Here is an 18,758-nt window from a genome sequence, read left to right as displayed (position 1 = left end):
GGCTGCAAAGGTAGTATTTAAGAAGGAGAAAAATGGGAGAAATAGCACTCTTAAGGTGTCCGATAGCATTTTCGAGGCCTGGCAACCAGCGCAAAAGGAAGAGGGGTATCAGTAATCGTTAAAGAACAAGGGATAGGAATTCGATTTCTTGCTTCCTGCCAGGTAAGGCTCCCCGATGACCCTGCCGCGGATGATCCTTGCAGGCGAGCCATAGGCCACCACCTGGCCCGGCATACTGTGCACAAGCAGTGAACCTGCACCTATAACGGTGTGGTCCCCTATGCTGATACTTTCGATCACGTTGGTCCCCAGCCCGATGACCGAGAATTGCCCCAGTTCCAGGTTTCCACCGGTACAGACCATAGGAGCCAGGCTGGAATACTCTTTCATATGACCGTCGTGATCCAGGGATGAATTGGTGTTCAGGATACAGAAATCCCCGATAATGGAATTTGCGTTGACCGTAGTACCGGGCATGATCACGGTTCCGCGACCGATAACCACTCCCCGGCCGATGATCGTCCTGGGGTGAATGGCTGTAATGAAATTGAAACCCGGTAAAATAGCGGTTATCTTATCCACCATGATCTTCCGGATCCAGTTGTCCCCGATAGCTACTATCCCGCCTTTAATATTGAACTTGTCTTTTAGATAAGGAAGATCGTTCTCAGAACCCAGGATCTCGTACCCATTGAATTTCCTGCCCTTCTTCTTGAAGGAATCAACAAACCCCACGACATTGTATTTGCCCTGTTGTTCAATGCAGTCCAGCACTACACTGCCATGGCCGGATGCTCCGAAAATGACGACATTTTTCATGGGTTCGGGGGAATTTAAAACCATTCACCGATAAAATTCGCACTTTATCGATACCCAAATGTACTACAATCCTTTCATCTCAACTGCCAAAAACCGGCGCTTTATCAGGAGAAAAGGTGTCTCGATTAGGGGGAGAAGGTGTAATAAAACCGGGGTTAGCAGAGCCAGGAAGAAGATAAAATATTCAGGCAGAGAAGCTTATTGAAACCAGCAAAAACTGATCGCACACCCCCCGGGGAAGAAAAAAAAATTAAAAATTATTTTTTGTTGTACCCAAAGCGGCGCAACTGTCTCGGATCGCTCCGCCAGTTCTTGTTCACCTTTACATAGAGTTCTATGTGTACTTGTTTATCGAAGAATTTTTCCAGGTCTTTACGGGCATCGATACCTACACCTTTCAGGGCATTCCCTTTGTGGCCGATAATGATCCCCTTCTGGGATTCGCGCTCCACCATGATCACGGAGCGGATGCGGATAATATTTTCTTCCTCGAAGAACTCTTCGGTCTCGATCTCCACCGCGTAGGGGATCTCTTTCTTGTATTGCTGCAGTATCTTTTCCCGGATGATCTCGTTTACGAAGAAGCGCTCGGGCTTATCGGTCAGCTGGTCTTTCGGGTAGTAAGGCGGGGCTTCAGGTAGGAGCTCAATGATCCGGTTGAACACCTCGGCCACGTTAAAGCCACGCAGGGCAGAGATCGGGATGATCTCGGCATTGGGCAATTGCTCTTTCCAGTGGTCGACCTGGGCTTCCAGGGTTTCCTGGTTAGATTTGTCGATCTTGTTGATCAGCAGCAGGATAGGGATATCGGTATTCTGCAGTTTCTCGAAGAACTTTTCATCTTTCAGAGATTGTTCCCCGATCTCCACGATATATAGGAGGACGTCGGCATCTTCAAAAGCGCTTTTAACGAAATCCATCATGGACTGCTGCAGTTCGTAGGCCGGTTTGATGATCCCGGGGGTATCGGAAAGGATCACCTGGAAATCATCCCCGTTGACAATCCCGAGGATACGGTGCCGTGTGGTCTGGGCTTTGGAAGTGATGATAGACAGTTTCTCGCCTACAAAGGCATTCATCAGAGTTGATTTCCCCACGTTGGGGTTTCCTATGATATTAACGAATCCTGCTTTGTGCTCTGCCATCTTTGAGATTTTTAAAATAACGGTTCATTTCCTTGTTTACACGGGGCGCCAGGTAGAGCACCGCGATCATGTTGGGGATACACATCAGGGCGTAGGCCAGGTCGATCAGGTTGATCACCAGGTCTACAGATGCGACCGCCGCAAAGGTAATGGTAGCTATATAATATACGTTAAAATACTTGCCGATCTTTGCATTGGTAAGGAAAGACAGGCATTTGGTACCATAATACGAATAAGTGAACAAGGTAGAGAGCGCAAAAGCGGCAACTATTAACATTAATAATACATCCCCGTAGCCGAAGAGCGATTTTTCGAAAGCGATAAGGGTCATCAGTATGCCATTGCTTTCAGCTTCCAGGTAGGCCCCGCTCAGGATAATGACGACGGCCGTCAGTGTACAAACTACGATAGTATCGATGAATGGGCCCAGCATAGCAACCAGACCTTCTTGAATGGGCTCCTTGGTGCGCGACTGCCCGTGGTACATGGGAGCACTACCCAGCCCGGCTTCATTGGAGAACACCGCCCGTCTTACCCCCAGGATCACCATCCCCCAAAAGCCACCGGCCACCATGGTCTTAAAGTTAAAAGCTTCAGAGACGATCAGTTCCAGGGACGGAAGGATCTGCCCGGCATTAAAGAACATCACCACGAAGACCGAGATAAAGTAGAGCACCACCATAAAGGGCACGATGGCGGTGGCCACTTTTGCGATCTTTTTGAGACCGCCGAAGATCACTAAAGATGTAATGATCGAGAGTACGATCCCGATGGTGAGTTTCCAGTTGAATTCGCCCATGGTGAACAGGTTGGCATCCGGCTCCACCACGTTCATAAAGGTCTGGGTGAACTGGTTCACTGTAAAGACTCCAAGGAAACCCACCAATCCTGCCACGCAGAAGAACTGCGCCAGGGGTTTGGCTTTGGGTCCGATCCCTTTGGTGATATAGTACATGGGGCCACCCTGCAGGTTCCCGGCGCTGTCCTGGTCCCGGTACATGATAGCCAGGGAGCAGGAATAGAATTTGATACACATCCCGACCACCGCGGTCACCCAGATCCAGAAGATCACCCCGGGTCCGCCCATATAGATAGCGATGGCCACCCCGGAGATATTCCCCAGTCCCACGGTTGCCGCCACGGCCGAGGACAGGGCCTGGTAGTGGCTCACTTCGCCCGGATCATTGGGATCGTCGTACTTCCCTGCGGTGATGCTGATGGCATGGCGGAAGTAGCGGTAGGGCATGGCGCGGGAGTAGATAACGAGAAAAAGACCTCCCCCGATCACGAGGAAGAGCATGATCCATTCAGCATAGGGAATCAGGCCTGATAAAAAGTTATTGATGGTCTCCATAGGTACGGTTTGGCAAGTTCCGAAGGTATGGATTTTATGTTTTTTTTGAAGGAAACGGGCTTCTAAAAATATTTATCCAAAGGCTTTGATTAGTCTAAAAAACCATTGTATATTTGCAGTCCACATCGCGGGGTAGAGCAGTAGGTAGCTCGTCGGGCTCATAACCCGAAGGTCGCTGGTTCGAGTCCAGTCCCCGCTACTAAGAAAACCGGTTACGAAAGTATCCGGTTTTTTTGTGGGATAAACTTAAAAAATCAGCATTTAAATAATTGTCTTACAGTTATTTATATCAAAATTACAGACATTCGAGGCGCTGAGAAAAAAGTTGAAAACCTGTTCATAAGAGGGTAGAAAATTGCCTAAATGTGTGCTCATAATTCTTTTTTGAAGATGACACTTACCGTACTTTTACAGGCAGTACACGAAAATGGACACGTTTTTAACATGAAAAAGGCTTACAGCGAACCCAAAATCTACACCGGGGGAGTGAAATTAGAAGACTGGGATATGCTCCCCGATGAGATCCGCAAGAAGGCCTTGGAGAAATACTGGCATGTCTACTTCTCCTTCCGGCATCCGGAAACCGGAAAAATGGTACGCCAGAAAAATCAGAAAGCCCACGCCAACACCTTTAAAACTAAGGAAGAGCGGATGGCTGTGCTGGAACCGCTCAAACGAAATCTACTGTTCTTACTCAAAAATGGTTTTGATCCCTACCAGGATAACACCCATTTAATACGAAAGATACTGGGCGAGGACTACCTGCCGAAATCCATCGCAAATCGTGTCCCACAACCCTACTTTTCGGGCCACTACCCCGAAGGTAGAAAAGCAGCGAAAAAAGTTGACAAGGCTCCGGAGCCTGTTGTTTTACAGACCCTCCCGGCCAACAACTTTTGGAACAGCACATCAACTACAGATTCGATCGCTGAAGAATCCGTCTCTGAAAACGTGCACTCGGAAGAACGATCTGTCGCCCTGGATCAACGAAAAATCAACGAAATATCAACGCCAAATCAACAAAATCAGGGCGATCAACAAAAAATCAACGAGAAATCAACAAACGCGACCGGATCAACAAAAAATCAACAACAAATCAACAAACCGGATACTGAGGTTCAACCAGGCGGGAAAAACCCAACAGATAGTCTTGTCAACGGCCATACCGACATCAACATTATCAGCAACAACGAGCAACAGTATGCTGTTGGGCGATCAGAACCGGAAGATGGAGTAGTCACTATTGAAGAGGCAATAAGCCTGGCAATGTCGTTAAAAGAAAAGATGTTGGGGGCCGATTCCTTTGTAAAATTTAAAAACAGGATTCGGAAGTTTGAATACTGGCTGGGTGAGAATGGTTATGCCTGGCAACCTGTTACAGCAATTAATAAAAAGGTGGTGGTAAAATACCTGAACCAGGTATTAATGGACACCAGTCCCCGGAGTCGCAACAACGCCAGAACTGATCTTAGTACTGTTTTCCAGACCATGGTGGACAATGATCTTATCGAATACAACTTTATTCAGGACATCAATAAACTGAAAGCGCTTCCAACCCGGAATAAGACTTACACCCCGGAGCAGGAACAACAGCTGTTGAAATACATAAAGGAGAATGAGCCCACTTTATATGTATTGGTGTTATTCATTATCTATCCCCTACTTCGCCCTATTGAAGTTTGCCGCTTAAAAATTGAGGACATTGATATAAAGCACAAGCGGGTTCAGCTAAAGGCAAAAAATAAAAAAGTGAAAATTAAGATCCTGCCAGACATTCTTCTGGAAGAACTTCCGGATCTCTCAAAATATCCAAAAGACTCCTATCTGATTACTCCCTGGGGTATTGGCCATGCCTGGGGGACCAAAGAGAGTGATAAGCGCAATTACTTTACAGGCAAATACAAAAAGGTAAAAGATCATTTTGGTTTAGGACCCGAGTACGGTTTGTATTCCTGGCGGCATACAAGCATTACCAATTTATATAAGGAAATGGCCAAGACCATGACTCCGTTTGAAGTAAAAAGTAAACTCCTGCTGATTACCGGTCATAGCAGCATGCAGGCGCTGGAATCCTACCTGCGTAGTATTGATGCCCAACTGCCACAGGACTATTCTCATCTCTTTAAAAAACCAGGTATATGAAGTATTTTGGAGTGCTAAGCAGAAAAGAATACTACCGCCGCTCCCCTGCCCGGCAAAAAACGTTGTTGGTAAAGCAACATTTGTTTGAAACCAGATTTCGGATCCGCCTTCAACGAAATGGGACCATTCCGCTTGTAAAAGAACAAGCGGAAGAAATTTTGGTACCTAGGCAAGAAGTGGTGCTCGACTTTTACAACTTCCTGCAACAACAGTATGCAACAGAAATTGATCATACCTACCTGGAGTTCTTTCACCAGTTTAATGAGGAGATCTTTGGACTAGACCAAGAATCTCAAAAATTGCAGGCCTTGATCCATTACAAGCAGCTATTCAGGGCCATCAACAACGGCGATTTTCAGTTTTTTAGAGAAAGTGCTGGACCATGTGGTATCCCCCAGGTGGAAAACAGCAGCAAGCTGGAGACGTTGCAACAGCAACAACAGGCGTTGCAACAGAACCTATCTAATTCGGATTTGTTCCTCTGGTATCTATTTGGAGACAAGGAAGTATTTTCTATTGAAAAAATAAATGAAAGCCCTGATTTACATGAATTTGTAGAATTTGAAAGGCATCTGAAGGTGATAATAATGCTGAATTTTAACTATAATTTCGAGCCACACCTGTCCTTTGATAACACTGCAACACTTACAACAACAACGCAACAAGAATTGTTGCAGACGCAACAGACTGAAGACAAAGGAAAGTTTACGGATGAGATGGCGAGAAGGTATTTGGTGGAGAGGGTGTTTGGAAAATAATTACGTATTGTAGTATTTATCCATAGTAGGTGTAGGATAAAATTACTATTTTGTTTCTCGGATATATGCAGTTGCCAAACATAAAATAGAACTATGGGACAAGAGATTAGTCTGTTTAATGATTATCGTACTAAAGAAAACATTCTATCAAATCATTGTGGTGTAGTTCTAAAGCTACTTTACGAAGAAAATCCAAGAAGTTTTGAAGAAGCGATATCAAACCTGACTTCTCAAGATTTTATGATAAGTCCTTCTTTTAAACAACAGATTAAGAAAAAAGATAGTACGCCTGATATTGTTATAGAACAGAAATCGTTTACTATTTTTTTTGAAACTAAAACGTTTGATTGGTTCTACAAAAATCAAATTGATAGACACTTAAAAGGTTTCAAAAATGACACTACATACAATGTACTTTTCCTCTTATGTAATTTTGAGATTGACAACCCTGAAGAAAAATTTCAGAGCCAAATAAGTGAAGCATATGATCGTTATGGGATCACACTTTGCCCGATTTCTTTTGAAACATTGATTGGAGTACTTGAAACAGTCGAGACCACTGAAAATTTCAAAGCATTTTTAGATGAGTTTAGGTCCTTTCTAGAACGCAACAATTATCTGCCTACGTGGAAATACATGTTAGACATAGTTAACTGCGCTAGCACAATTCATGAAGTCCATAATCATGATGTCTACATGTGTCCTGACACTGGTGGTAAGTATAAACATAGAAGAGCCCTATTTTTTGGAGGTTATAAATCTAAAAATGTAAAATTCATTCATGAGATTAAAGCATTGGTTGTTATTGAGCAAGGTGGACGAACGGGAAGGGTTGTTTGGAAAAACTTTAATGACGCTCCAAGTGAAGATTTAATACAAGAAGCAAAAAATAGATTGAATCAATTTGACTACCGAAAATCAGAAATACAAGAAAGAGACCTACAAGTCTTTTTATTACAGAATCCGGTAGAAGTAAATTTTAGAAAAAGTTCTGATGGCGGACTTTATTCAAGCAAAAAATACTTTCGCTTTATAGCAAAAGAGCATGGTGCAAAAAACTCAATGGAGTTGGCAGAAAAATTAGCAGGTGAAACATGGAAATAAAAAATACGTTTGGCAACATTGGCTACGGAAAATGCGTATTGACTGCTTAAAAACGAAGACATCATAATCAATCAAACCTACGGTAGACAAACAAGAAAATGGCTTTCCCGTCGAGCACTAACCATAGCCAGGGCCGTTGGCATTAATATTAAGCCGAGAATGAAAAAGAAAACAAAAAATGAATTAAAGATTATCATTTTAACAGCAATAATAACTTCTATTCTGACTGTGTTAGGTTCTTATTTTTTAATGTACAGTCAACTATCGTATGAACAAGATTATTGGAAAGAAAGGATAAAAACAGAAAAGCTTATCGAATTAGTAGATAAGCAAACAATATTAATGAATGAAATAAATGAAGGGATTTTGACCAATCAAACTCTAGTTAAACACTACAAGCTTTTATCCGCTAAATATATGTCTAAACTAAGCCTTTCTTATAACAGAGGAAAAGGTTTAACCGAAGATTTTCAACAAAATTTTGAGAATAAATCCCTAGAACTTCACAAACAGATTATGACATTAGCATCTAAAATACAAGAATCTGAACTTTACTTTCAAGGAGAAGTGGATTCTTTATTAAATCCTCTTTCAGAAGCTTTAAATAAAAACTATCAAACTAATCTTTTTACAGGTTCTGACATTCACAACCAAGATATAAATTCAATAGAAATGTACTTTGACCGAGATTTTGAAACTCTAAAAGTTTTAAAAGAAAAAAGAATGGAATTGATTAAAGCAATGAGAGATGAGATAGGTGAAAACTCAAAATTTATTTATGAAAAAAAATTAAAATAATACTAACGCCAACCACGGCTAAAAGTAATTGCTTGTTCTTACTTCTGAAAATCCTCGCGGATTTTCAGTTTGGTGTGTACTTGCAAAAGTTAGTGCTAAATCACGCAACTACTCATAGTCGAGTCCCTTAGGTGCTAGTTTCATAAAAATACATAATGGAATATTATCACATTCAGAAACTGAATAGAATAGATAAAGAGTGGACCTTGAATCAAATTATTCAAACTGATTTAAATTCACATAATCCATTCTTTGGAGATATTTTAGTTGGCTTAAATGATAATTTCAATAGACGAATCAGAAACCAGGATATCTTATCCGTGGCGAGTAAAAAACTAAGTGAAGAAAACTGTGACCAAAAATTCGCTGATTTTAGTAATTATGATCAAACAAAACATTTTCAATTTCTTGATCACTGCAGAGAATTTGAAGACTTGACAGATAAATTGTCAAAGGTTAATCTTCAATATTTAAAGTGGATTAGAGAAGAAATATTTGAAAAAACTCGAGTCGAATTTGACCCAAATCTACCTTCAAGAAAAAAAGGAATTTGGCTTACAAATAAAAATAATCTTAAAAAATGGTGGGATATTTTAAATTCTGACCAATGTAGAATCTATAAAGTTCAAATAGAAAAAGGGAAGATTTTTACAACTGATGAACACTATTGTGAACTTCAGAATTTTTCAATCGAGGAGTTCAAAAATAATGCTAAAAAATACTGGAAGGGGGACCTGACAAATGAACCTATTGTAGAGATCCTATTCGAAGGGGAATTTAAAGTATTAAAATCTTATGAAGATATATCGGAACTAGAAACCAGCACTTAACAACGGGTCATAAGCAATAGCCAGTCCTCTCCCTCTTATCGCATTTTCTTCTATATTTAAAATCTGAACCTGTATAGGCGCGGTGTACGAAATCCGCTACTGCGCATACCCGTACACGTTGGGCATAATTTGTCCAAAAATCAAAACTGAATAAAAAAATATAAAAATGACTTTAAACGAATTAGGAACAAAACTCAGTGAAATGTATCACAACGCACCGAAAGGAGATGCGGTCGCTATGATACACTTGTTTGGAATTAAATACGCAAACGAAATCAAACAAAGTAATTACTCGAAGAAAGATATTATTGAACAATCTAGAATTTCAAAATCATATTTGACTGAATTGACCAAAGGAGTAAAATTGGCTGAGTATGTTCTTCCTAAAAACTAAAAAAATCAAACTATGACAAAAGCAAGCTCTTTACCATACTATCCAAGATTTATATTTAACTGTTCAGACGACAACTGTTTTTCGTCAGCCGACTTGGATTCATTAGAGCATATAAAGTAGAATGGAAGTGAATACGAAGTTAGTCGTTTTAAGCAAGGACAAAATTTAGATATAACTTGGGCAGATGATGCGGGAAATACGACCGTAAATACATATACCGTTTCTGGAATTGAAATTCACCAAATCAAACGAGATATAGATGAGCCAACTTATGGAATGAATCATAATGATTGCCAAGGAGTTCACGGAGCTAAAAAAAAATGGCTTATGGAAATTTATATTTTCCTTGATTTAGTGGAATAAAAACTATGCCCAACAATGTGTAACCGCAATTACGGCGGATTCGACTACGTCCGTATCCCTGCCTGCCGGCAGACAGTCACTCGGAATTGCTAACGTCAATACTAGACCGAAAAATAACGCATATTAACCCATTACTGACAGTTATTCGGGACCGCTGAAGTACAATAGAAATCTATGACTGAATTTCAATTAAATGACCCCAGTTTAGAATCTCAATGGAGAGCTTTAATTCTTTTTGGTAAAAATTCGGCCACATACAAATTTGCGTTTGCGAAAAGCCTGTTGGAATTAATAGATGAAGAGAGGACAACAATAACCCTGTCTGATCTCGCAATACCATTTTCTAAGAACATTACCGAGCACTTAAAGCAATGTGATAAACAAGGAAATTCTAATTCAAGTAGATTTCTGAATTACTGCAGAGATTTTAATAACGGAATAATTGATGAATCACAGCTTCTAATTCAGACAGAAAAACTAGGTTTTGTTAATGTTGTTGATGCATTTCAAAATATAAATGGTGGACCAGTGCCAAACTTGTTTTACGAAAAGGATTTCTCTAAGGGAAAAAAGAGAATTATTATAACTGATAATTTACTTAAATTGCAGGAAAGCTTCCACTTTCAAAACTTCGAACAAGAAACTGAGGCAAGATGGCAGTTGGTAGAAACTGCATGGAATCTTCAAATAAATCCGCAATTATTAGAAGTTAAGTATGATGAAGAGTCTTCTTTATTTTTTCTTGAAAATAATTTCATGAGAAGAATAAATATTACTTCAGTGCGAGATTCATTAAATGGCTATCAAAAAGGTAAATGCTTCTATAGCTTTCGAGACATTTCAGTAAATAACTGTAACAACGACATTTGCGAAGTGGATCATTTCTTACCCCATATAAATAAGAAAAGTCATTTTAAATCGGGAACAAACATTAATGGTGTTTGGAATCTGGTACTTGCTGATCCAGCCATTAACAAAGAGAAAAGTGCAAAAATACCTAATATCAAGTTCCTTAGTAGATTGTATAACAGAAATGAGTTTTATATCATGTCCAAACACCCCTTGGCCGAAACAATTATTAACCAAACAGGAAGAACTAAGGAGGCTAGAAGGGCTTTTCTTCAAAAACAATATGACCTCGCTAAGGAAAATTCTATTATATCCTGGTCGCCTAGTATAGAACTTAAAGGAACTTTTTAATGAGCGTATTTTCAAACATACCTGATCATAAAATTCTTTATAAAGGACATCACTTCTTTTTGATTTATGATTCATATCCGGTCTCTCCAGGGCATATTCTTATCATTTCCAATAAAGAAAAAGTCGATTATTTCGCTCTGAATAAAGAAGAACAAAAAGAATTAACTTCCTTAGTGGAGATAGCAAAAGATATTATTGAGGAGGGAAAGGAACCTGATGGGTACAATATTGGAATGAATTGCGGTGAAGCAGCCGGTCAAACTGTAATGCATTTCCATTGTCATGTAATTCCAAGATATAGAGGAGATATGGATAACCCGCGAGGCGGTATAAGACATTGTATAAGAGGAAAAGGATATTATTGAAATTAAAAACAAATAATTTGACCATATAATTATATCGTAAAAATGACAATCTCATTCAAAAAGCCATATTTAAAAAATGGACTACAACATTAAAATAATTGAACTTCTAGAAACCGAAGATGAAGAAGCCATTTTTAATCAAGTCAAGGAATGGGATATACTTTTTGATTTTACAGATGATTATGGTAATAACCTTATTCATTTAGCAGTAAGAAGAAATTTATTGAGTTTGGTAGAGAAGTTACTTAAGGCTGATGAATTAAATTCTAATAAAATAGATGGTTTCAAGTGGGATCGGATTATAAATGACCTTAACGAGAAAGAAAAAACACCCCTGGATTACAGCGTGAGGAAGGAAATGGAAGACTTGATTCAAAGCTATGGAGGCAAAACTGGTTCCGAGGTTCAAGCCTATGAAAATGATTATTATTCGGGCGATATTTGGAAAATGCAAACTGGCTGTTTTGTAAATGATCATATGTTCAACGCCATAATGTGTAATAATTTCATTGAATTTAAAGAACTCTACGAACTGGATGTTGCCAAAGGAGGATTATTACTTCCTAGATTATATAGTAAAAATAAAAATGGACAAAACTTTTTGGAATTGGCAGAACAATTAGATCGAACAGAAATAATTGAATACTTAAAAACCAAAACCAGAGGTTAAATTCTGATATAATTAATCCTCTAATATGCATTAGGAAACTTAAGATATTTATTTAGCCTCTGCTTATATTTTCACCTTTCCAATATTCATACAATATTCTTGTTATGAGGAGTGAATTCTAATTGAAGTATATCTGTATAAATTCTCATCCCCTCTATATAAACATGTTGACTTTAACCGTATAAAAGCATTTCCACATATTTTGAATCCAATTATAAACGTTTCAGCGGGTATTATAATCCGGGGGAAAAAAGTCTTAATCGCTAAAAGAAATATACACAAGCACCTAGGTGGCCTCTGGGAATTTCCAGGCGGTAAAGTTCAAAGAGGTGAATCCGCTGAAGATACACTGATTAGAGAGTTACAGGAAGAGTTAGATGTGCGTGTAACAATTCAATCTTTCTTTTCTGAACATGTTCATGAATATCCTGAGAAAACAATTCGGCTTCTTTCGTATTTGATAACTGATATAGATGGAGATATAGTTAATAAAGAACATGAGGAATTAAAATGGGTTCAACTTGAAAATCTCCTCGATTATCAACTTGCAGAAGCGGATATAACTATTGCCCAGAAACTGATAAATCAAAATAGGCAGAGTACCCGTTCATATTATTCTAATACCATTTCAGGATTTTTGTCGGACCATAAAGAACGGATTCTTGGACGATTGGTGAGTCTTCATAATAACACTCAGCTAATTGACCAACAGAGAAATGCATGGCAACAGCAAATTGATATTCTAAAGCAGGCTCTTATTGGATTAGAGGGATTTTTATTCTTCGAATTTGCCATACCCCGAATGGGGAAACGAGTGGATAACATCCTTATTATTAACGAGCTTATTTTTGTTCTTGAATTCAAAGTTGGCGATTCACTATTTAAGCAACATGCTAAAAATCAAGTAATTGATTATGCTTTAGATTTGAAAAATTTTCACCAAGGAAGCCATCATGCTCGATTAATGCCTGTCCTTATTTCTACCAAAGCTGAAAACAATTTTACACAATCTTATAAATTAGCAGAGAAGTTAGAGCATCCTATATGTACAAATTCTACATCTCTTCGGAAACATCTTCAGGAAGTTCTTAATCAAAGCAATGGAATAATATTGAATGGTTGGGATTGGGAACAAGCAATATATAAGCCTACACCTACTATAGTAGAAGCAGCACAGGCTTTATATAAGGGCCATAAGGTGCAGGAAATTTCAAGGTCCGATGCCGGAGCCATCAATCTCACTAAAACCGCAAACTGCTTAAACAGCATCATAGTAAATAGCAAATGCAGTGGGAGTAAGTCGATTTGCTTTGTCACAGGAGTTCCTGGTGCAGGTAAAACTTTAGCAGGATTGAATATCGCTAACGAGCGAATGAAAATTGATGAAGAAGAGCATGCTGTTTTTCTTTCAGGAAACGGTCCCCTGGTACAAGTCCTCCGAGAGGCCTTGGCTAGGGATGTAGTAGAAACATCAAAGTATTCTGGGAACCGTATTTCCAAAAAAGATACAAGTAGAAAAACCAATGCTTTCATTCAGAATATTCATCATTTCCGAGATGAATACCTAAAACAACCATTAGCACCCACTGAGAGGGTTGTGGTCTTTGATGAAGCTCAAAGAGCCTGGAATAAGGATCAAGCTGCTTCATTCATGAAGCGGAAAAAAGGAATAGATAATTTCGACCAATCGGAACCAGAATTTTTAATTGATGTCATGGATCGCCATGAATCTTGGTGCAACATCATCTGCCTTATAGGAGGCGGACAAGAGATCAACACCGGGGAAGCAGGTCTCGAAGAATGGATTAATGCTCTTAGATTGAAATTCCCTGATTGGAATGTTTATTATTCTGAAAAAATCATAGAAAATAAAAACTATCTTCAAGATGCCGTTCTAAAACAATGGCTCAAAGAAACCGCGAAACCAAAAACCGACTTACACCTGGCGGTATCAATTCGATCTTTTCGTTCTGAGAAATTATCAGCATTTATTGAAGCCTTATTAGATCTAGAAATAGCTCAAAGTAAGAAGCTCTATCAAGAAATTAAAGATCAATATCCTATTTACTTAACACGCGATCTAGGTAGCGCAAAAGAATGGATAAGAGGAAAATCCAAGGGCACAGAACGCTATGGACTTCTCGCATCATCGGGAGCTCGACGATTAAGGGCAATAGGCATTGATGTTAAGAACAAAGTGGATGCCCCAAATTGGTTTTTAAATGAACAAGAGGATATTAGATCTTCATACTTCCTTGAAGAGGTCGCCACTGAATTCGATATTCAAGGGTTAGAGATAGACTGGAGCATTGTAACATGGGGGGCTGATTTATATAAAGATCAGGGGAAATGGGTGTATCAAAAATTTAGCGGCACAGCCTGGAGGCAAATGAAAAAAGTAAACGATAAAAAATATCTTCTAAATACTTATCGAGTACTATTAACACGAGCGAGGCAGGGAATGGTTCTCTATATCCCTGAAGGCTCAACTATTGATAATACTCGGCCAATTAGATTCTATGATCAAACCTACCTATATCTTCTGTCTCTAGGTATAAAAAAACTTGAATCCTGATTCAACTTATTGTGCGACTACAGAATCTTGGTATTCTTCTCTCACTCCCTAACACCAATCCCAGGATTCAATAGAAAAGCGTTCCGCCCACAGGGTTGATTACGCAATCCGAAGAGAATTACCCCACCTTTCATTATTCCGAGGTAGAGTTCCTAAAATCAAAGACCGACATTAAAACGGCATTCACGCCACGGGTTGTGTGAAACCGCCGGGCTACTATTTGCTATTGGGAAGGATCCGGATGGGGCGTTTTTGGGATATGGTAATGATTAGAAACTAATGTTAGTCATATAACTTATAGAAGATAACTTTTCACAAAATCCATACTTGAGTTTTTTTTCGCTATTTTAACTCCCCATTTAAATTCCTAAGTAAATTAAATAGTTCGAAAAAGGTTATACCACTCATCCCATGTGTTGGTCAATATCTTTTTTAAAAGTATTATATAACTTATCGCTCTCCGAAGATCCCTTTCAAAATATATCTTTCATTATGACGCATAATCCACGTTACCCCTTAAAACATCTTTCCATTCGAGTTCCTTGGCATGACAACAAGTGGAATGGGACAATTTGCAATAACCCACAAGCCAACGGTGCCTGTTTGGTTCTAAAAAATTGTGCACTAAACAGAGATGATGAAAAAGAACAGCTTCTAGCTGGAAAATCAATTGAAAATTTAGAGGAGGAGAATTTTCCAGTTTGCATTGGGGAGCGTGCTACATTCATGGCTCCCTTCTCTTTTACAAGAACTTTAAAGCATCCTTATGCAAAAAGTTCTCCAGAATCACATGGACACCTCAAACCAACTACCGTAAATTTCCCAGCTTATTCGGGCGCTGCTGTACCTTACCATTGGCTCCTTAAAGGAAACGCAATGGAAAAGGCGGAGGTATTTGATTTAAACTTTGATCTGAATAGAGAACCCAGACTGAGTTGGGCTAAGAATGGCAACGACAATTGGGTGCAGGAAACTGAAAATCAAAGAGCTTTACTTAATTGCTTTTTTGAGCATCTCGAAGAGGATACCTCCTTGGTGTTTTTCTATACCAAACAAATGCCGTTTGTGGAAGAGTCAGGAAGGGTATTAGCGGGAGTGGGTAGAATCAATAAAATAATACCCTCCGGACAATACGAAGGCAGCAACAAACGCTTCGGTGCTTCATATTGGGAGCATATGATAATGCATTCCATCAGAGAGCACCATAAAGACGGCTTCTTGCTACCGTATCACGAAGCCATCAATTACCAAAAGGAAAATCCGAGTTTCGATGTTGCCGACTTAGTCGTTATTGTGCCTGGTGATAAGCAGTTTGAATTTTCATATGCTTCAGAACATGTTAGCAATGATAGTGCTATACGAGTGCTGTTAGATTGTGTTAAATCTTTGGAGAAAGCTCAGGAATTAGGCATTGGTGAAAATAATTCCTTTTCTATTAAATGGATACATGATGAAATTGCGAAGTTGGAAAAACTCCGAGGTCATTATCCCGGAATGGGAGCTGCTTTATGCGCATTTGGAATTGAAAAAGGACATTTTGTAGCAGCAGAAATCATAAATAAGCTTAAGGATGAAAATGAAAATCCATGGAAATTATTTGAGAAAGTACTGGACTCCCCTGAAGGTATTTTATCTGATAGGATTAATGAATTAATTCCCTATATAGCTAAAAAACTATATAAGCGTTTAAAAGAAAAATCCAAACCAGTTCGAATTAAGTACTTGCACTTACTAAGCCGATTTGACCTAAGTATTGAACAAGCTAAAACACTTTTTGTACAAGAAGAAAGAGAGAAAATCGGGGTCAATAGGAAAGATGAAGAATATCTTAGAAACCCATATTTAATTTACGAAGATTTAAGGCAGACGCTAAACCCAGTTTCGCTTAATACAATTGATTTAGGATTATTTTTAAAGGTAGCCGAGAACAATTTATTACCTGATCAATTATTGCTTGAAGACCCATATGACCTCAATAGAATTAGGGCGCTTACAATTCAACAATTGGAATATGCTTCATTACAAGGCCACACCCTTCTGCCTCGCAAAGAACTGATAAAAAAAATTAGAGATCTGGCTATAACCCCTCCCTGCGAAATTAATAGTGATTATTATGAACTTGCCGAAGAAAGCTTTGACCTTGACATTGTAAACGAAGAGATGAAGAACGGGGAAGTGGCCTATCAACTTGCCCGTTACCGAGAAACCCGTACAATCATAAGTCAAAACGTAAGTGAAAGAATTCAGGCTAAACGACATTCCATAAAAGTAAATTGGAAAGAATTACTCAACAAAGCCTTAGCAGAACATACAGAAGGTGATCCGGATGAACAGGAGAAAAGGGCCAGAGAAGAAAAAGCGATCGCACTTCGTGAAATTGCAGAGAATCGGTTCTCGGTTCTTATAGGTCCTGCAGGAACCGGTAAAACTACATTATTAACGATTCTGGCCGGTCATGAAGAAATTGAATCCAACGGAGTTCTTTTTTTAGCTCCAACAGGAAAAGCACGGGTACGGATGGAAGAGGTAGCAAGGAACATTAAGGTTACTGCCAAAACATTAGCACAATTTCTAATTCCCTTTGGGCGCTACAACGGGGAAATTCAACAATATAAATTATCTGAGCAATATTGCGAAGGCACCTATCAGACTGTCATTTTAGATGAAGCCTCCATGCTTACTGAAGAAATGTTAGCTACAACTCTAGATTGTTTGAAAGGTGTTAAACGATTTATATTAGTGGGTGATCATAGACAGCTTCCTCCCATAGGTGCGGGTCGCCCCTTTCTAGATATTATTCATCATTTGAGACCTAATCAAATTGAATCGCAATTTCCACGAATAGGAAGAGGTTATGCAGAGCTAAATATAAAACGTCGTCAAGGAGGTGCAAAAAGGGAAGACATTCAACTTGCAGAATGGTTTAGTGGGGAACCACTTGAACCCGGAGCGGATAGTATTATCAATCATCTCATTAATACTCCAAATACAGAATATCTTAGAATTGAACACTGGGAAAATGAATCAGATTTCGAAAAGCTCTTTAATGCAATATTGGTAGATGAATTAAAAATGTCCTCAATAGAGGATGTTGAAACTTTCAACAAGTCTTTGGGATCCTCTGATGGACGCTATTTTAATTTTAGGGAAGCAGTTAAAAAAGTAGAATCCTGGCAAATTCTATCTCCGGTTCGAGAAAAAATTTATGGAGTACGTGCAATTAATAGAAAGATTCATAAACAGTTTCGCAAGGACAAGGTAGAATATGCAAGAACCAAATTCAGTAAAATTCCTTTACCAATTGGTCTCGAAGAAATTGTTTACGGGGATAAAGTTATTAACCTGGTCAATTCTAAACGAAATGCTGTTTGGCCATCGGTCAACTCCATAAATTATATTGCAAATGGCGAAATCGGCACAGTGATTGGGCAATTTAAAACTTCGAAAATGAAATTTCCGGGACGACCTAAAAATACTGAGATTGAATTCACAACTCAAAAGGGATTTAAATATACTTTTAAAGGTTATGAATTTGCAGAAGAAGGAAATAACCCCTTAGAACTGGCTTATGCCTTAACTGTACATAAAGCACAGGGTAGTGAATTCGGAAAGGTATTTATAGTCATTCCAAATCCTTGCTTTTTACTGTCAAGGGAAATGATATATACGGCCCTTACCCGGCAAAAAGATAAGGTAATACTGCTTTTGCAAGGGAATTCATTTGACATTAAAGAACTAGCCTCTCCAACAAAATCTGACGCTTTAAAACGGATGACCAACTTATTTGAAAAGCCTGAATTAGTAGAAATTGAAGGAGAATATTTAGAGAAAAACCTAATTCAACAAGCCACAGATGGGAAAATGTTACGATCAAAAAGTGAACTTCTTATCTATCAGAGGTTATTAGATAAAAAATTGAATCCACTTTACGAGAAAAAACTTGTGATTAAGGAAGTAGAAAAACTTCCTGATTTTACCATTGAAAATGATAATACAGGTGAGATTTACTACTGGGAGCATTGCGGAATGCTTTTTGACGCGGAATACAAAAAAAGGTGGGATGAGAAATATCAATGGTATATAGAGAATAACATCCTACCCTATGAGCAAGGTGGAGGGGAAAATGGAACCTTAATAGTTACTGAAGATAAACCATCTAAGGTAGAAGGAGGTGAAACTAAAGGCTCCATCTCTATGAAGGAAATAGATATAATAATTGAAAAAGTATTTGCCCGTTAAAT

The 18,758-nt window shown here is 38.9% G+C and carries 14 protein-coding genes and 1 tRNA gene; 12 read left to right on the top strand and 3 right to left on the bottom strand.

From position 1 onward, the window contains the following. Positions 1 to 108: 108 nt before the first annotated feature. The 3 genes from CLV82_RS06100 to CLV82_RS06090 form a co-directional block, all read right to left on the bottom strand. A complete protein-coding gene (locus CLV82_RS06100; RefSeq protein ID WP_133643388.1) occupies positions 109 to 819 on the bottom strand; it encodes an acetyltransferase in 711 nt (236 codons plus the stop codon). 257 nt (positions 820 to 1,076) lie between these two features. After that, complete coding sequence (gene era, locus CLV82_RS06095) at positions 1,077 to 1,964, bottom strand: GTPase Era (RefSeq protein WP_133643387.1); 888 nt, start codon at positions 1,962 to 1,964, stop codon at positions 1,077 to 1,079. After that, the gene (locus CLV82_RS06090) at positions 1,936 to 3,318 is read right to left on the bottom strand and encodes an alanine/glycine:cation symporter family protein (protein WP_133643386.1); all 1,383 of its coding nucleotides are present in this window, start codon (positions 3,316 to 3,318) and stop codon (positions 1,936 to 1,938) included. The genes era and CLV82_RS06090 overlap by 29 nt, the downstream gene beginning before the upstream one ends. A 126-nt stretch (positions 3,319 to 3,444) precedes the next feature. Between CLV82_RS06090 and CLV82_RS06085 the strand changes: the two genes are divergently transcribed. The 12 genes from CLV82_RS06085 to CLV82_RS06030 all read left to right on the top strand — a co-directional run bounded on the left by CLV82_RS06085 (position 3,445) and on the right by CLV82_RS06030 (position 18,756). Continuing rightward, positions 3,445 to 3,517 (top strand) — tRNA-Met (locus CLV82_RS06085). Positions 3,518 to 3,708: 191 nt separating this feature from the next. Next, the gene (locus CLV82_RS06080) at positions 3,709 to 5,460 is read left to right on the top strand and encodes a tyrosine-type recombinase/integrase (RefSeq protein ID WP_166636672.1); all 1,752 of its coding nucleotides are present in this window, start codon (positions 3,709 to 3,711) and stop codon (positions 5,458 to 5,460) included. Continuing rightward, positions 5,457 to 6,218 carry a hypothetical protein gene (locus tag CLV82_RS06075; RefSeq protein WP_133643384.1) on the top strand — a complete coding sequence of 254 codons (762 nt, stop codon included), beginning with the start codon at positions 5,457 to 5,459 and terminating at the stop codon, positions 6,216 to 6,218. The genes CLV82_RS06080 and CLV82_RS06075 overlap by 4 nt, the downstream gene beginning before the upstream one ends. Positions 6,219 to 6,311: 93 nt before the next feature. Continuing rightward, positions 6,312 to 7,322 (top strand): hypothetical protein, encoded by a 1,011-nt coding sequence (locus CLV82_RS06070; RefSeq protein ID WP_133643383.1) that lies wholly within the window; start codon positions 6,312 to 6,314, stop codon positions 7,320 to 7,322. A 159-nt stretch (positions 7,323 to 7,481) separates the two neighbouring features. Continuing rightward, entirely contained in the window at positions 7,482 to 8,120 is a 639-nt protein-coding gene (locus CLV82_RS06065) for a hypothetical protein (RefSeq protein ID WP_133643382.1), read from the top strand. A 155-nt stretch (positions 8,121 to 8,275) separates the two neighbouring features. Then, a complete protein-coding gene (locus CLV82_RS06060; RefSeq protein ID WP_133643381.1) occupies positions 8,276 to 8,950 on the top strand; it encodes a DUF2441 domain-containing protein in 675 nt (224 codons plus the stop codon). A gap of 166 nt (positions 8,951 to 9,116) precedes the next feature. Continuing rightward, on the top strand, positions 9,117 to 9,344 hold the full coding sequence (locus CLV82_RS06055; RefSeq protein ID WP_166636671.1) for an HTH-like domain-containing protein: 228 nt from the start codon (positions 9,117 to 9,119) through the stop codon (positions 9,342 to 9,344). A 537-nt stretch (positions 9,345 to 9,881) separates the two neighbouring features. Beyond that, complete coding sequence (locus CLV82_RS06050; protein ID WP_133643380.1) at positions 9,882 to 10,907, top strand: HNH endonuclease domain-containing protein; 1,026 nt, start codon at positions 9,882 to 9,884, stop codon at positions 10,905 to 10,907. Further along, positions 10,907 to 11,272 carry an HIT family protein gene (locus CLV82_RS06045; RefSeq protein ID WP_133643379.1) on the top strand — a complete coding sequence of 122 codons (366 nt, stop codon included), beginning with the start codon at positions 10,907 to 10,909 and terminating at the stop codon, positions 11,270 to 11,272. The genes CLV82_RS06050 and CLV82_RS06045 overlap by 1 nt, the downstream gene beginning before the upstream one ends. A 76-nt stretch (positions 11,273 to 11,348) precedes the next feature. Beyond that, positions 11,349 to 11,942 carry a hypothetical protein gene (locus CLV82_RS06040; protein WP_133643378.1) on the top strand — a complete coding sequence of 198 codons (594 nt, stop codon included), beginning with the start codon at positions 11,349 to 11,351 and terminating at the stop codon, positions 11,940 to 11,942. A 202-nt stretch (positions 11,943 to 12,144) separates the two neighbouring features. Continuing rightward, entirely contained in the window at positions 12,145 to 14,517 is a 2,373-nt protein-coding gene (locus tag CLV82_RS06035) for a DNA/RNA helicase domain-containing protein (protein WP_133643377.1), read from the top strand. Positions 14,518 to 14,928: 411 nt separating this feature from the next. Then, positions 14,929 to 18,756, top strand: coding sequence for an ATP-dependent DNA helicase (locus tag CLV82_RS06030; RefSeq protein ID WP_133643376.1), 3,828 nt, complete (start codon positions 14,929 to 14,931; stop codon positions 18,754 to 18,756). Positions 18,757 to 18,758 lie beyond the last annotated feature (2 nt).

It is taken from the genome of Zeaxanthinibacter enoshimensis, assembly GCF_004362865.1.
Taxonomy (GTDB): domain Bacteria; phylum Bacteroidota; class Bacteroidia; order Flavobacteriales; family Flavobacteriaceae; genus Zeaxanthinibacter; species Zeaxanthinibacter enoshimensis.
This window is presented reverse-complemented; position numbering and strand designations above follow the sequence as displayed.

Excerpts from the sequence above, each read along its gene's own strand:
- CLV82_RS06045 (WP_133643379.1), top strand. The coding sequence starts at position 10,907 with ATGAGCGTATTTTCAAACATACCTGATCATAAAATTCTTTATAAAGGA.
- CLV82_RS06040 (WP_133643378.1), top strand. The coding sequence starts at position 11,349 with ATGGACTACAACATTAAAATAATTGAACTTCTAGAAACCGAAGATGAA.
- CLV82_RS06070 (WP_133643383.1), top strand. The coding sequence starts at position 6,312 with ATGGGACAAGAGATTAGTCTGTTTAATGATTATCGTACTAAAGAAAAC.
- CLV82_RS06060 (WP_133643381.1), top strand. The coding sequence starts at position 8,276 with ATGGAATATTATCACATTCAGAAACTGAATAGAATAGATAAAGAGTGG.
- CLV82_RS06055 (WP_166636671.1), top strand. The coding sequence starts at position 9,117 with ATGACTTTAAACGAATTAGGAACAAAACTCAGTGAAATGTATCACAAC.
- CLV82_RS06080 (WP_166636672.1), top strand. The coding sequence starts at position 3,709 with ATGACACTTACCGTACTTTTACAGGCAGTACACGAAAATGGACACGTT.
- CLV82_RS06075 (WP_133643384.1), top strand. The coding sequence starts at position 5,457 with ATGAAGTATTTTGGAGTGCTAAGCAGAAAAGAATACTACCGCCGCTCC.
- CLV82_RS06050 (WP_133643380.1), top strand. The coding sequence starts at position 9,882 with ATGACTGAATTTCAATTAAATGACCCCAGTTTAGAATCTCAATGGAGA.
- CLV82_RS06100 (WP_133643388.1), bottom strand. The coding sequence starts at position 819 with ATGAAAAATGTCGTCATTTTCGGAGCATCCGGCCATGGCAGTGTAGTG.
- CLV82_RS06065 (WP_133643382.1), top strand. The coding sequence starts at position 7,482 with ATGAAAAAGAAAACAAAAAATGAATTAAAGATTATCATTTTAACAGCA.
- CLV82_RS06090 (WP_133643386.1), bottom strand. The coding sequence starts at position 3,318 with ATGGAGACCATCAATAACTTTTTATCAGGCCTGATTCCCTATGCTGAA.
- CLV82_RS06030 (WP_133643376.1), top strand. The coding sequence starts at position 14,929 with ATGTGTTGGTCAATATCTTTTTTAAAAGTATTATATAACTTATCGCTC.
- era (WP_133643387.1), bottom strand. The coding sequence starts at position 1,964 with ATGGCAGAGCACAAAGCAGGATTCGTTAATATCATAGGAAACCCCAAC.